Genomic DNA, 15,161 nt, shown 5'->3' with positions numbered 1-15,161 from the left:
CAGCCCGGTAAGTAACAAGTATAAAAGTACACACGAGCACACAAACAAGATGTGCCAATCATGAACAACTACAAGGAGACGCTCAGATGAGCCAGCAATCCGTAGGCAAATACCGGTGGACCATATGTGCCCTGTTATTTTTCGCCACCACTGTCAATTATCTTGATCGTCAGGTACTCAGCCTGCTGGCACCTGATCTGTCCAAAGAGTTTGGCTGGACGAATACCGACTATGCCAATATTACTGCCGCATTCCAGTTCGTGTATGCGATTTCCATGCTGTTTGCCGGTCGCCTGATCGACAAGATCGGTACCAAGAAAGCCTATCTGCTGGCGATTGCGGTCTGGTCGTTGGGTGCGATCATGCATGCGTATTCCATCGCTGTAGGTCAGGGTGTGGCCAATGCCTTTGCCGCACTGGGTCTGGCTGCCGTTCCGGTTTCTGTCGCTGGTTTCATGATTTCACGCGCAGTACTGGCCTTTGGTGAAGCGGGTAACTTCCCGGCCGCCATCAAGGCAACCGCAGAATATTTCCCTAAACAGGAACGTTCGTTTGCGACCGGCATTTTCAATTCTGGCGCGAATATCGGCGCCATCCTGGCACCACTGACCGTACCTTGGATCGCAGCAACCTGGGGTTGGGAAACTGCCTTCATCGTCATCGGTGCCATCGGTTTTATCTGGATGATTTTCTGGAACATGTTCTATGAAAAACCAGAAAAACAGAAATACCTGTCCGCTGCCGAACTGGCGTATATCAATAGCAGCGACACTCAGCATGCTGAACCGGTCGCTACTGAAGACACACCAGGCAAGAAAATCTCATGGATGAAACTGTTGTCGTATAAACAGACCTGGGCATTCGTCATCGGCAAGTTCATGACGGATGGTATCTGGTGGTTTTTCCTGTTCTGGTTGCCGAAATATCTGGAAGCGCAGTACCAGATGCATAAAACCGACATCGTCATACCGCTGGCTGTGTTGTATAGCATGACCATGATAGGCAGTATTGGTGGCGGCTGGTTCCCCAGCTATTTCATGAAGCGCGGTTATAGTGCCTATGATGGGCGTATGCGTGCGATGCTGGTGATTGCCCTGTTCCCGCTGGTAGTGTTGCTGGCACAACCGCTGGGCTATCTGGGACCATGGATACCCGTACTGTTGATCGGCGTCGGTACTTCTGCCCATCAGGCCTGGTCGGCGAATATATTCACTACGGTGTCTGACATGTTCCCGAAAAAATCGGTTGCGTCCATCGTCGGTATTGGCGGTATGGCTGGTGGTATCGGTGGCGTGCTGGTTTCAAAAATCGGCGGCTGGCTGTTCGATTACTACGGTAGCCTTGGCCATATACAAACTGGTTACACCATCATGTTTACATTCTGCGCGGTGGCTTATCTGCTGGCGTGGAGCATGATGAAATTTCTGGTGCCTACCCATAAAGAAATCACTGACTTATAAAATCACGCGTCATGACTCAGCATTCAGCTCAACTCACATCTCCGTTTCCAGATCTGGAAGCCATACCGGCGGTCAGTTGTACCGTCGGTGAAAGCCCGATGTGGCATGCACAACAGGCGGCCTGGTACTGGGTGGATATCCCGGCGAAAACCATCTGGAAGCTGGATGCGGGTTCTGGTGAGCTGCGCTCATGGCAGACGACTGAAATGGTCGCCTGCATCGCGCTAAAAGACGATGGTGATTTTATCGCCGGCATGGAAAGCGGCATTTTCAATCTGCATCTGGGCACGGGCTCAGCAGCACTGCAAACCCATCTGGCAGCACCGGATACGCTGGGCACAGGCATGCGTTTCAATGATGGCCGTTGCGACCGTCAGGGCCGGTTCTGGAGTGGCACCATGTTCATGGACATGGCTGCCGCCAAGGCAATCGGCCTGCTGTATCGTTATTCACAGCAACAAGGCCTGTCCACACCTTTCGTCAGTAATTTGCTGACGCAAAACGGCCTGGCCTGGTCACCGGACGGCAAGACCATGTACCTGTCGGATTCGCATCCGGCCAGCCAGACCATCTGGACATTTGATTACGACGTGGACGACGGTGTGCCGCATGGGCAACGTGTGTTCATGGATATGAAACCATTAGCCGGACGGCCCGATGGCGCAGCCATGGATGTCGATGGCTGTTACTGGATATGCGGTAATGATGGTGGTTGCCTGTTGCGCTTCACACCAACAGGCAGGCTGGACAGAACCATTCCTTTGCCGATGGCAAAACCATCGATGTGTACATTTGGCGGCGCGAATATGGATACCCTGCTGGTGACATCCATTGGTGCCGGCAAGGCCGAGCATGATCAATGGGCTGGCAGTGTAATACTGGTGCGCCCGGGCGTATGTGGTGTACCGGAAACCCCTTTTGCAAGTACCCTGAACTGAATTTTTGTACATCAGGCCAGTCACAACGATATCGCCTGTTGCAATCACCCCTTAGAACCTGTTCACGATCTGTAGCGAGCGGGCGTCAGCGGGGTAAGTGTAACAAAAACGCAGCGCAAAAAGCGGAATGTACTCCAGTACATGAGCATTTTGAGCAGCACATGAGCCCCGCGTGGTCTCTGATTGCGCCCGCGCAGTAAGAGTGAACAGGTTCTTAGCCTTTGAGTGCCGCCGTGCAGATAACCGCCCGGCGGCATTTTTTTATCTAGACCGACAGGATGCTGTTATGCAGCTTGTCGCCTATCTTCACATTCTTCAGTTCCAGACCCTTGACGTTGTACAGATACAGCGGGCTGTCGGCGTTTACCGGTGTACCGAACTGACAATCACTGATGGTGACATTGGTCACCGGGAACACCAGCGGATTTTTCTCGTCACCGTTGTAGTCCGAGGCCACCGGGCCAAGAATCACGATCGCCTGGTAACAGGAAAACTTGCCTTTCTTGGTGGCGACGTTGCCCACTTTGACATTCGAGATATGCACATTATCAACCACAGGGGCGCGCGTCCTGACATTGTCACTTACCGGTGCATAATCACAATCAAAGGTAATAACCGCACCAGCTGCCGTTGCCACGGTTTTTGAATGGATGGGTGAATTTGGCAGGGATGTGTAGAATGAAGGACTGGTCTGCACACCATTCGGAATCGAGATATTGCGGACAAAGAAATTCTTCAGGTAGCCGCCACGGTTCATATTGGTTTTCAGGCGAATCGCCGTATTGAGCGGATCCGTGTCCCAGTGTATGTTTTCAAACAACAGGTTTTGTGCGTAGACATTCTGTATGCCGCCCGCCATTTCACTGCCCAGCGTCACCGCGCCGTGGCCGCTTTGCATAGTGCAATTCTGAATCACGATATTTTGCGAAGGTCCATACTGGGTATCCAGATTTTTGCCAGCCTTGATGGCGATGCAGTCATCACCGGAATCAAAGGTGCAGGATTCGATCAGTACGTGGTCGCAGGCTTCAGGATCAAAACCATCGCTGTTGGGGCCATGGCTTTTCGCCATGACATTGCGGATGACAACGTTGCGGCAATGCACAGGGTGATGCTGCCAGAATGGCGTATTGTTGACCTGGTAACCCTGCATCAGCACATTGGTGCAGCCGATGAACTGTATCATCGGTGGACGCAGATTATGGCCCAGACCAAAGATGCGCTTGCCCAGGGGCACACCGGCCTCGGACAGGGCTGGCAGATAGCTACCGTCAGCGCGCCATTTATCGCCTTCCCCCTGGATACGCAAGCGCTGTTTTTCATCCAGCTGTGGTGCCAGTTTCTCAAGAGATGCGGCATTCAGTTCATTCGGTGTATTTTCAGAACGCTTGCCACTCTTGTAATTGGGCGTGGAACCTTGTCCTATCGAATTGATGGTCTTTTGCTTGCCTTTCCAGGTCCACCAGCAATCGCCGCTTTCATCGAAGGGGACACCGCCCTGGCCATCGAGTATGCTGGTCCAGTCATCACCGGTCAATGCGATATGGTCTTGCGCATAGGCATACACCATGGGGGAAAAATTCAGGCAATCATTGCTTTGCCAGCGTGAAATCGTCAGCTTGCCATTCAGGCCGCAATCGAAATTACCGTACTTGGCATAATCTTCGGGATTATTGCTGAAGTAGATATGCGCGCCAGACTGCAAATGCACATTCACATTCGACAGCAAGACGATAGGGCCAGCGCAAAACCAGTTACCCGACGGCACAATAACACGGCCACCACCAGCCTTATGGCAGGTGGCAATCGCTTCGGTGATGGCGGGGTAAATATCTTTGGAATTTGCCACCGGCGTCGGCAGATTATCCTGCGCTTCAAATGAAATCCAGGCTTTCACGGTTTTCAATTCACAGGTAACCGCACCAAAATCGGTAATCCGGTAATCAGCCTGACGAAATTTGAGCGGCACGGACAGGCGATCAACAATCGCCTGGGCTTTCAGCCATGGGTCTTCTATCAAAGGTGCAGCCAGCGCCTGCCCAACCGGCAGAGCTGCACCAGCGCCAAGCGACAATCCTGTCAATGACATTTTCTTCATGAAATCCCGACGGGGGGATGATGTGCCTTCAGTTTGTGTTGCGTGTTTTTTCATTATAGTGTCTCTGTTCATTAAGTTGTCCAGTATCTTGGCCTGCTGTACTCACCAGGCTCATTCATCGGTATTATTCAATTCTGCGAGGAAAACACGCATCGGTGTCATCGGCCCTGGATAACCCAGTTGTTTGACCGGATCAATCTTGCTGGCCTTCAGGTTGGCCCAATAGTCGTCCGAAGAATACTGAGCGGGGCGATAGGGCAAGGTGCCATATTTGTTCCAGTCAGACCAGGGTTGCAATGGATGGATATGGGCACCAATGACAGAATTCATGACCACCATTTTGCCGACTGATTCCAGGGTCTTTTTGGTGATGGTTCCATTGGGTGCTGCATACACGTCGACCTGCCCCAACTGGCAGTCATAACCAGGAACCGGCACTACACCATATGGCGTGCAACGCTCGTTATGGAACCACTGGCGTGCCAGGTAAAATTTGCCTGCCAGGGAATTGGCGCTACCGTCATGGGTAAAACGGCAATGGTCAAAGACAAAACCATATCTGGAATTGATATTGGTGCTGGGTGCGGCCATGTAGGCATTACCGCGATCCCCCAGCGCCTTGATTTCAGACTGGTAGAAATAGGCGGTCGCATCACCGAAAATGAAATCAACATCACCTTCGACATACGCATGATTGAAGAAGTAGCGGGCAGTCTCGCCATTGGCACCTGATCTCATGTACAGGGTGTCCTGGAACCCCAGCATGCGTACGCCGTCAAAATGTGTTTTATCCGCACCATCAAGCATAACTGCCAGCGCCTGGTGATGCACCATTTTGGTCTGCGCATACACACCGGCGTCAGGGCAGACACCGGCCGGGCAGTCAGCCCGTGCATTGCCCACGTCTTTGTTATAGGCGTTTTCTATGGTCAGGTTCTTTGCTTCAAAACTCTTACTCTTGACCCACAATACGCCTGTACCAAACGTGCCCAGTGCAGGCCGGTCTTTCAGGCTTTCATACATGGCAGTAATGCTGGCATGGGTCTTGTTGAACTGGCTGGCAAAACGTGACTGATAAACGCTGCCAGTCACAGCGGCATCCAGATTGGCACTGATTTTGGTCTTTGCCGCATCCGTACCATAAAGGGTGATAGGGCTATCGACGGCTGGGACATACACCAGCTCACGGTATGTGCCGGGTTTGACGAGGATATAAATGCGCTTGCCCTTATCCGCTTTTTTTTCGGCATCGGCAATCGCACGGCTGACGGCATCCTGTACGCGATTGAAGCTGTGTACATCATCTGCCTTAACGCCGGCATCAACGATGTAATCAGGAAGCAGATCAGGATTGGCAGCAATCGGTGCCGACAAGGGGTCCCAGGGATCAGCCTTTTCATTGCCCGGCATACCGGCATATTTCAATACTTCGGCATAAGAAAACTGCTGGGCTGCTACTGCATCCAGTTGCGGTCTTTTAAGCGTCACCACGTTGTCAGGAAAGGCGGCAAATGCCTGGTCGCATTGTTTGGGATTGGCCGATTCTGCATTGAAACCAGATTGCGCTGCAGCGCCCGCATCACCCAACAACTGCAGGTGTTCACGCTGTATGGCACTGCTGGCATCAATCACGACATCTTGCAGGCGCACGGTCATGGGGTGGCTCGCATCATAACCTTGCAGGATGATACGGCCCGGTGTCAATACCTGCACATGTTCCAGTTTGATGTCCCGGTATTGCGGTATCTGTGATCCCCTGGCATCTTTGCCATAGTGGGTATCAAAATCTATCGGGGCCTTGACATTGCGTATGCAAACATTGCGATAGTTGATATTCTGCACCAGCCCACCGCGCGAGACATCGCTCTTGATGCGCAAGCCGGACGTCGTGCCATCCATGCTCAGATTATCCACCAGCACATTGCTGACGCCGCCATTGGTTTCACTGCCTATGGACATGCCATGGCCGGAATAAAAATGGCTGTTGCGTATGGTGATGTTTTCTGTTGGGCCATTGTTGCCAGCCTTGATGGCAACATTATCGTCACCGGTGCGGATATACGTGTTGGCGATGGTGATGTTGCGCGAAGAAATCGGGTCTATGCCATCCGTATTCCTGGCATTGGCGGGTGTATCAATACGCACACCCCAGGCAGTAAAACCATTCACCTGATTCAATGTCACATGGAAATTAGGCGAATTCCTGAGCGTGATGCGGTGCAGGGTGAAATTGTCTGACTGGGTCACTTCCAGCAGCCTGGGCACATTCTGGCGATTGTTTTCTTTTTGCGCACGACGGGCGATCTGCCACCAGGATTCGTCCTTGCCCAGTATGCGTTCACCGCCCTGTCCATCGATCACGCCGTCACCATAAATACCACTGCCCTGCGTGCGGTCAGCGGTGATAAACGGCTTGCATCCCTTGCCCTTGTCATCATTGGTACCGCAAGCGCCGTTACCCCGGTCAAAATCTTTGGGATTGGTCGACGTATATACAGTGACACCGGCATCCAGTACAATCGAAACTCCGCTGCGCAATTGCAGGGCGCCAGACAGGAAGGCAGTTTTTCCATTACGGCTGATCAGCCTGACAGCCTGGCCCGACTGGCAGGCATCAATCGCAGCTTGCAGGCGACGGGTATCCGGTGCGCGGGCATCTGTCGATTCTGCCTTGCCGGATTCAAGCTGGGCTGGCAGTACGCTACAAATAACCGGGGTCTGCGGTTCCTTGACCTGGCGACTGTCCTGGGCACTGGCAGGTGTGGCATGCAGCATCAGGGCAGCGGATACTACCGGCAGGGTTTTAAAGAAATTCATGGACGGGCTTCCTTGCTGACTTTGGCATCCAGTGCCGGCACGGCTTGCAGCAGTTCAGTCAGGACGATGGCAGAAAAATGTGCCGCACCTTTGCTACCCAGATGGGTGCGGTCAAACAAAGGACGCGCTGCACCGGCACGTTCGGTTTTGACGATGTCGGCACTGGGAGCACTCGCCGATGCGGGTGCAGGTGTAGACACCGGTGCAGACACGGTTACTGATGCAGGCGCAGGTGTATCAGTGGTAGCTGGTGGTGGCGGTGCCATTGCCAGGGTATCGGCCTCGGCCTGTCCCATGGCTTGCACTGAACGATAGCTGTCTGCATTCAGGTCCAGCAGCGGCACATGTTTGTTGGCGGCAACGGTCATGCTGGCTTCTGCCCATGGCCTGAGGTCGTTTTGTAATTGGCTGCCTTTGAAAGTGCGGCGTGTCAGTGGTGTCACCAGTACGGCTTGTGCACCGGCTGCCTGTAAATCATCCACATAACGAGCGATATTGACCGGGAACTCTGTCGCCAGATCGGTAGAGCGACCAGGCTTGCCCGGCTGGTCGTTATGCCCAAACTGTATCAGCACGTAAGTCTGGCTAAACTGTTCACGGTTCTTCAATAAATTCTGCACGATGTCCCATGATCCTTCTGCGCGGTAACTGCTGGAACTGCGTCCGCCTTTGGCAAGGTTCAGACAGGTCACTTCCGGTTTGAAGCGTTTGCAAAAAGCGTCGCCGTAGCCGCTATTCGGTGCCATGGTGGAATCGCCAACCAGGATCATACGCACCGGTTTGTCGGTGCTGGCGCTATCTGCGCTGGCGGCAGTACTGTATGCGCCAAAAACCAGGGCACTGATCGCAGTCAATATGAAGGAACGGGAAAACAGTTTCATGTCATTCTCTATGTCGGTAAATTCAAAAAAACAGGGGCTGCAAGCATCCCCTGTCATCCGTATCGGATCAGTGGAGCAAGTCGTGTCTGGTCGCGGTGGGCACAGGGCCGCACGATGCTTTTTTAATCAATGGGAATTTCTGGAATTCTTGCTTGCGGGATCGCAAAGGCTGGGAAAACTGCTGGATGCAACATGGGCATGAGCATGGGCAAGTATAGAATTTGCGGCTCACTGGACTACTCAAGGGCACGACTATGGTCGTAGCTACTGCTGGTAAAAACTGACTGCGCTGTATCTGTGTCAGACAGAACGCGCTGTTCAAAAGGGTGTTTCGCATTATCGCTCCACACCCCCCACGCGCTAGCGTGGGGGGGAACTCTTTTTTAGAAGTTATAAGTCATGCGTGCATTGAACGCGCGACCTATTGGGCTAGCAGCACTGCTCAGGTAACCATAGGTGTAACCGCTGTGGTTAGTGATCGGTGGTCTTGCATTGGCCAGATTGGTGATACCAGCTGACAATGTCAGATTTTTGAAACCACGGTAGCTTGCTGTCCAGTTCCATACCTGGTACGGCTCGATATCACGGAAATATTCAGCTGCAACCAGGTTTTGATCATGGTAACCAGTGTTGTAGTTCTGAGTCAGTTGTGAAGTCCAGTTACCTTGGCTCCAGGACATGGTCAGCGTGTGTTTCCAGCGGAAAGTAATGATAGGCAAGCTGCTGGTTGTACCATTGCTGGCTACGCCGAAACGACCAATATTGGAAATATACGCACTGTCTTTTTCCAGTTGGTTATCAAACTGTGTCAGGTAAGTACCATTCAGTTCAAACTTGAAGTTACCGACTGCAGTTTTAGGAATCGAATACGCCAGGCCAAGATCGATACCGGAAGCTTTTTGGCCGCCCAGATTCATGGTGATGTTTTTGATGTAAGCCAGGGAACCATCTGGATTACGCACAAACAGATCAGCATATTTGGTTGGGTTCAGGAAGTACACTTGTTCTGGCAAGTTAGCCAGCATGTCCTTCATTTCGATATGCCAGTAATCGGCAGACACAGTCAGGTTCTGTACTGGTTCTGTCACGACACCCAGAGTGAAACCACGGGATTTTTCCGGGATCAGATCAGCGTTACTACCAGTCTGACGTGGCAGGGCAACATTACAAACAGCGGATGCTACCAGACCAGGCAAGGCCTTGCCTGTACCAGCTACACCAGGAGTGCCGCCAGGACATTGCACCGGATCATCCCATTTTGCTGCTGTCGTGGTATTCGCACCTGCTACGCGATAACCATAACGGTCAAACAGTGTCGGAGCACGGAAACCGGTATTGGCAGAACCACGGAACATCAGGTTCTTCATAGGCTGATAGCGGAAGCTGGCCTTAGGATTGATGGTGTTGCCGAAATCACTGAAATGATCGTCACGTACCGCAAGGTTGAAGTTCAATTCTTTGGTGACTGGGATTTCCATCTCTGCATATGCCGCCGCTACATTACGTGCGCCCTGACCATGGGAAGGGCCGGAAGCTGCATAAGTAACCAGAGAAGTGATGTCAGTCTTGGTATCTTCTGTGGTATCACGATGGAAATCAGTGCCCAGAGCCAGTGTCAAAGGACCACCAGCCAGTGTCATCAATTCAGTAGACGCTGTCAGATCCACACCTGTATAGGTACTGATGGAATGACGATTCAATGCGCCGTCAACCGAAATGCTCTTCAGGTAAGCTTTACCGGCAGCATCCTGCAAACCGAAAGGGTTCAGCGTGCCATTGGCGAGACCAGTCAGCAGGCCAGGACCATTCACATAGCCGGATTCATAGTAATTGTCACGTTGGCTATTGCCATAGACGAAACCGAGTTTGTAGTCCCAGTTGCCGATACGGCCTTCGTCATTCACGCTGACGCGCTGATTGACCTGTACGTCTTTGGTCACGGCTTCTGCCAGATCGGCGACACTCCATGTCACTGTCAGTGGCTCACCTTTCAGGCCGGCGACAGCAGGTACGCCGCCACTACCGCCTGGGTACCATTTGCTGGTGGAAGGCAACAAGGCGCTAACGCCGTTGGCTGCCAGGCTGGTGGTTGGATTTTTTGTGCCCAGAATGTATTCCTGGCCACGCATGTAATCCACCGTCAGGATATGGTCATCAGTGAATTTCTTGGTGCCCTTGGCATAGAAAGTAACCTGTTCATTACCATACAGCGCTGTACCATAATAGGCAGCATTCAGGATACAGGTGTTTTTTGCGCCCTGAATAGTGTAAGGACCCTGGCAACCACTTGCATAGTAAGGATTGGCAGCAGTTTTGTTGGTCGCTGTCGTGAAGTTGGCAGGCATGGCATAGCCACCGCTACCCAGTGTAGGCGCACGGCCTATGCTGGTCAGGATTTCTGTCGTGCTGAGATCGGCGCGGTCAGAAGCCAGCAAGCGGCTGCGGCGATGCGCATCCACTGTTGCGTACAGATTCCAGCCGTCTTTTTGCAGATCACCGACACCAACAGTGGCACTCAGGCGTTGTTCATCACCGCCACCACTTTGTTGCGGTTTGACATATTGCGCAGAAACAGAATTGCCAACAACAGTACGTTTGGTGATGAAGTTGACCACGCCACCAATCGCATCGGAACCATAAATGGAAGATGCACCGTCACGCAGGATCTCTACCCTGGCGATCGCACTCATAGGGATCACGTCCAGATTGGCGTAACCATCAGCAATCGCTTCATTGGCCAGACGACGACCGTTCAACAGTACCAGCGTACGATTGACACCCAGACCGCGCAAATTGATATTGGTACCGGAACCGGCATTGGAAGGCGCCAGTGAGCTCGATTCTGGCAGAGACATCATTAAGTCTGCCAGTGTGGTCATGCCACGTTTTTCTAATTCTTCACCCGTCACCATAGTGACCGGCAGGGATGCTTCTGATGCCAGGCGCTTGATGGATGAACCTGTTACTTCCACCCTTTGTACATCTTCAGCATGTGCCTGGCTGACCACTGTCAACACCGCCATGGCGATGGATGACAAAACAAATACTGGTCTGTGATTTTTCTTTACATCTTTCATTATCTAGTCTCCTCCGGATTTTCACATAAAATTCTTGCCCCCACGTCATGCGTGGGACAATACATGGAACACCTCGCGTGCCCCGTGCCACTGCGACGAAGAGGGGCACAAGGCACCATCGAGGTCACAGCCGGTCAAAAATTCTTCTTACTTCGGCAACAGTTGCAAATGTTGATCTTTGCTTTAGCTGTTATCCGCGTGAGAAAGTTCTTGTCACTCTCTCTAAATGCGCCCGCATCGCCTTTCTGGCCGCTGCAGGATCATGCGAAGCAATTGCTTCCAGAATATTTCTGTGATCTGTCAGCGTTTGCTGGCGTAATTCTTCAGTTTGAAAATGCTCCTTTAATTTGTGCCACAACCGGCCCCGCTGACTCCACAGGTATTCAATCGTTCCGACCAGCGCACTATTGCCGGTCGCCCTGGCTATGGACAGGTGAAAATTCCTGTCCGCGTTTTCATTACTCGAATAATTGGCGTGGTGCTTTTCCATTTCCAGCACTGCCTTCAAAATATCGTCTATCGCTGCATCTGTTGCGACCCGTGCTGCAATGGCTGCAATCTCAGCTTCAATCAGCCTGCGTGCCGACAGCACTTCAAACGGACCCGGACCTACTTCGGGCAAATCCGGCTGCTCTTCAGGCAGTTCACTGACATATACTCCAGAGCCGCCACGTACTTCGATTACCTCGCCCAGCTCCAGTGCGATCAGGGCTTCGCGCAAAGATGCGCGACTGACACTTAATTTTGTTGCCAGGTCACGCTCAGACGGCAGGCGCTCTCCTGGCAAAATATTTTCCTCTGCGATCAACGCCTGAATCCGGTCTGCCACCACGCGATACAGACGCGGTTCGTGGGGTACAGATTCGCCGTGCGAATAATTTTTTTTCATCTCGTCTGGATCAGGGAAATATGAACAGCCCATGAAAAAGCAATTCGGTCAGGCCATTCTAATGTGGTCAGACCAAATATGCAATGTGGACTAGCCAAAATTTTTATTTGGTGGCATACTCGCCACAGTTGGCAGTGTAAAAACTGTGCGTACATTATGTTTCTTCATCTTGAAAGCTATCGCATCCTCACCCTGTTTTCATAGGTAAATCAGGATTTCAAGATGAGCGAAAATGCAATATGAGACGACAGGAAGCAGGGCAAAAGAAAGATCAGGTTTGTCGTATTTTGGTTAGACCAAATGTTGTAAAAATGATTTTCAATTGAAGAATATTTGCAAAAACAAGACGGAACTGACGCAAAATTGTCGCGTCAAGGTCCAGTAATAAGGACAGTAAGGCCATGAGTTGCAAGGCAACCGGGACGGTTTTACGTAATACCTATAAGACTAAAAGCAAGTAAGAAGGGAAAAAAATGAGTACATCCACCCCCAAGCCACCGCTATATATACGCATGCATGACAACGATAACGTTGCCATTATTGCCAATGACGGCGGATTACTTGCCAATACGGTTTTCCCTGACGGCCTGACACTTCTTGAAAATGTACCGCAGGGCCATAAAGTGGCACTGACGGATATCGCTGAAGGCCAACCCATCCTGCGCTATAACGTCACTATCGGTTTTGCGGTAAGAACAATACCAAAAGGTAGCTGGGTTGAAGAATCACTGATACGCATGCCAGATGCCCGGCAACTGGTGGATTTGCCCATCGCCAATCGCCCCGCTCCCAAAACCGAACCGCTGGAAGGCTATACCTTCCTTGGTTACAGAAATGCCGATGGCAGTGTAGGCACCCGCAACATCCTGGCCATTACCACCACCGTACAATGTGTGGCTGGCGTGGTTGAGCATGCCGTCAAACGTATCAAGGAGGAACTGCTGCCAAAGTTTCCGAATGTCGATGATGTTGTCGGCCTTGAACATACGTATGGCTGTGGCGTGGCAATTGACGCACCGAATGCCGCCATCCCTATCCGTACGGTACGCAATATCAGCCTGAACCCGAATTTTGGTGGGCAGGCCATGGTCGTCAGCCTGGGTTGCGAAAAATTGCAACCCACCAGACTTTTCCCCAAGGGCAGTATCCCCATACAAAGCAACAATAACGGTGGTGAACCGGCGCTGGTCTGCCTGCAGGACCAGGTGCATGTCGGCTTCCAGAGCATGATCGCATCCATCATGACGACTGCGGAAACGCAACTGACTGAATTGAATAAACGTCGCCGCGAACCCTGCCCTGCTGCCGATCTGGTGGTGGGTGTGCAATGTGGTGGTAGTGATGCATTTTCTGGCGTGACTGCCAATCCTGCGGTCGGCTTTGCGACGGATCTGCTGGTCAGAGCTGGTGCCAGCGTCATGTTTTCTGAAGTCACCGAAGTGCGTGACGGTATTGACCAACTGACTTCGCGTGCTGCCAATGCAGATGTGGCAGCGGCCATGATCAGAGAAATGGAATGGTACGACGAATACCTGAAACGTGGCGGGGTTGACCGCAGCGCCAACACCACGCCTGGCAATAAAAAAGGCGGTTTGTCGAACATCGTTGAAAAAGCCATGGGCTCCATCGTCAAGTCCGGCACGGCCGCGATATCCGGTGTCTTGTCCCCAGGTGAAAAACTCAAGCAAAAAGGCCTGATTTACGCCGCAACACCGGCCAGCGACTTTATCTGCGGCACCTTGCAAGTGGCAGCCGGCATGAACCTGCACATATTTACCACTGGTCGTGGCACACCTTATGGCCTGGCAGAAGTGCCGGTCATCAAAGTCGCTACGCGCGATGACCTGGCACGACGCTGGCATGATCTGATGGACATCAACGCGGGCAAGATTGCTAGCGGCGAAGCCACCATAGAACAGGTAGGCTGGGAATTATTTCAAATGATGCTCGATGTTGCCAGCGGTAAAAAAACCTGGGCAGAACACTGGAAGTTGCATAATGCACTGGTCCTGTTCAACCCGGCACCAATTACCTGATCGCACACGTATTCCTTGTATACTTAATGAAGTCTAGTAATACAGGTTTGCACCACAGATTATTTTTTGAAAATTTGAAGGAAGTTTCATGAATTCTACATCCTCGGAAAAGCCATTTAACCGCATCTTGCTGACAGGCGCAGCTGGTGGACTTGGCCAGGTATTGCGGGACAGGATCAAGGCCTGGGCCAATGTAGTACGTCTTAGCGATATCAGCGACATGGGCGAAGCCAGAGAAGGCGAAGAAATCGTACGTTGCGACCTGGCGGACAAGGCTTCCGTGCTGGCACTGATGCAGGATGTGGATGTAGTCCTGCATTTCGGTGGCATTTCCACCGAGGCCGATTTCGAATCCATCATGCATGCCAATATCCAGGGTACCTACAATATTTACGAAGCCGTGCACAAGTGCAAGGTCAAGCGCGTGATTTTTGCCAGCTCCAATCATGCTGTCGGTTTCTATCGCACCACTGACCATATCGATGCCGATATGCCTACCAGGCCGGATGGCATGTACGGTATCAGCAAGTGTTTTGGCGAATCGCTGTCCCGTTATTACTACGATCGCTTTGGTATAGAAACCGTCTGCATACGCATAGGTTCATCCTTCCCGGTTCCAACCACACGCCGTATGCTGGTGACGTATTTCAGTTACGATGATTTGTTTGAAATGCTGCGCTGCTCGGTATTCGCACAGCGTGTAGGCCATACCATCAGCTTTGGCGTATCGGATAATCCAGGCAAATGGTGGGATAACAGAAAAGCAGCCCACCTTGGCTACAAGGCCAAAGACAATTCAACCCAGTTTAACCACCTGTTCCCGGAAACCGGCGAGTATCCGCCAGCAGATGACATCACCACCATTTATCAGGGTGGCGGGTTTTTACTGACTGGCCCACAATACAAATAAGCCAGACACGCAGGACGCACCAGTTAAACAGTTCAGGCAGGTTTATCCTGCCTTT

Annotated in this window: 9 protein-coding genes; 4 read left to right on the top strand and 5 right to left on the bottom strand. The window is 51.9% G+C overall.

Annotation, left to right across the window (positions count from 1 at the left end):
- Window positions 1-86 precede the first annotated feature (86 nt).
- Both H8L32_RS05930 and H8L32_RS05925 read left to right on the top strand, forming a co-directional pair.
- Entirely contained in the window at window positions 87-1,460 is a 1,374-nt protein-coding gene (locus H8L32_RS05930) for an MFS transporter (protein WP_186946223.1), read from the top strand.
- A gap of 11 nt (window positions 1,461-1,471) precedes the next feature.
- A complete protein-coding gene (locus H8L32_RS05925; RefSeq protein WP_186946222.1) occupies window positions 1,472-2,398 on the top strand; it encodes an SMP-30/gluconolactonase/LRE family protein in 927 nt (308 codons plus the stop codon).
- 265 nt (window positions 2,399-2,663) lie between these two features.
- On the opposite strand, the gene H8L32_RS05920 is transcribed toward H8L32_RS05925, so the two are convergent.
- The 5 genes from H8L32_RS05920 to H8L32_RS05900 all read right to left on the bottom strand — a co-directional run bounded on the left by H8L32_RS05920 (window position 2,664) and on the right by H8L32_RS05900 (window position 12,160).
- Window positions 2,664-4,550 (bottom strand): glycoside hydrolase family 28 protein, encoded by a 1,887-nt coding sequence (locus tag H8L32_RS05920; RefSeq protein WP_186946221.1) that lies wholly within the window; start codon window positions 4,548-4,550, stop codon window positions 2,664-2,666.
- A 57-nt stretch (window positions 4,551-4,607) separates the two neighbouring features.
- The gene (locus H8L32_RS05915) at window positions 4,608-7,313 is read right to left on the bottom strand and encodes a pectinesterase family protein (protein WP_186946220.1); all 2,706 of its coding nucleotides are present in this window, start codon (window positions 7,311-7,313) and stop codon (window positions 4,608-4,610) included.
- On the bottom strand, window positions 7,310-8,194 hold the full coding sequence (locus H8L32_RS05910; RefSeq protein WP_186946219.1) for a rhamnogalacturonan acetylesterase: 885 nt from the start codon (window positions 8,192-8,194) through the stop codon (window positions 7,310-7,312). Before H8L32_RS05910 ends, H8L32_RS05915 begins: the two co-directional genes overlap by 4 nt.
- Window positions 8,195-8,577: 383 nt before the next feature.
- Window positions 8,578-11,271: a TonB-dependent receptor plug domain-containing protein gene (locus H8L32_RS05905; protein WP_186946218.1), complete on the bottom strand. Its 2,694-nt coding sequence runs from the start codon at window positions 11,269-11,271 to the stop codon at window positions 8,578-8,580.
- Window positions 11,272-11,461: 190 nt separating this feature from the next.
- Window positions 11,462-12,160, bottom strand: coding sequence for a FadR/GntR family transcriptional regulator (locus H8L32_RS05900; protein WP_186946217.1), 699 nt, complete (start codon window positions 12,158-12,160; stop codon window positions 11,462-11,464).
- A 473-nt stretch (window positions 12,161-12,633) separates the two neighbouring features.
- On the opposite strand from H8L32_RS05900, the gene garD reads away from it, so the two are divergent.
- Complete coding sequence (garD, locus tag H8L32_RS05895; protein WP_186946216.1) at window positions 12,634-14,196, top strand: galactarate dehydratase; 1,563 nt, start codon at window positions 12,634-12,636, stop codon at window positions 14,194-14,196.
- 88 nt (window positions 14,197-14,284) lie between these two features.
- Window positions 14,285-15,106, top strand: a complete 822-nt coding sequence (locus H8L32_RS05890) for an NAD-dependent epimerase/dehydratase family protein (protein ID WP_186946215.1) — start codon at window positions 14,285-14,287, stop codon at window positions 15,104-15,106.
- Window positions 15,107-15,161: the final 55 nt, after the last annotated feature.

Origin of the sequence: Undibacterium hunanense, assembly GCF_014284335.1 — a bacterium.
Classification (GTDB): Bacteria; Pseudomonadota; Gammaproteobacteria; order Burkholderiales; family Burkholderiaceae_D; genus Undibacterium; species Undibacterium hunanense.
Note: the sequence above shows the minus strand (reverse complement) of the source record. Positions and strands in the feature narration are given on the sequence as shown.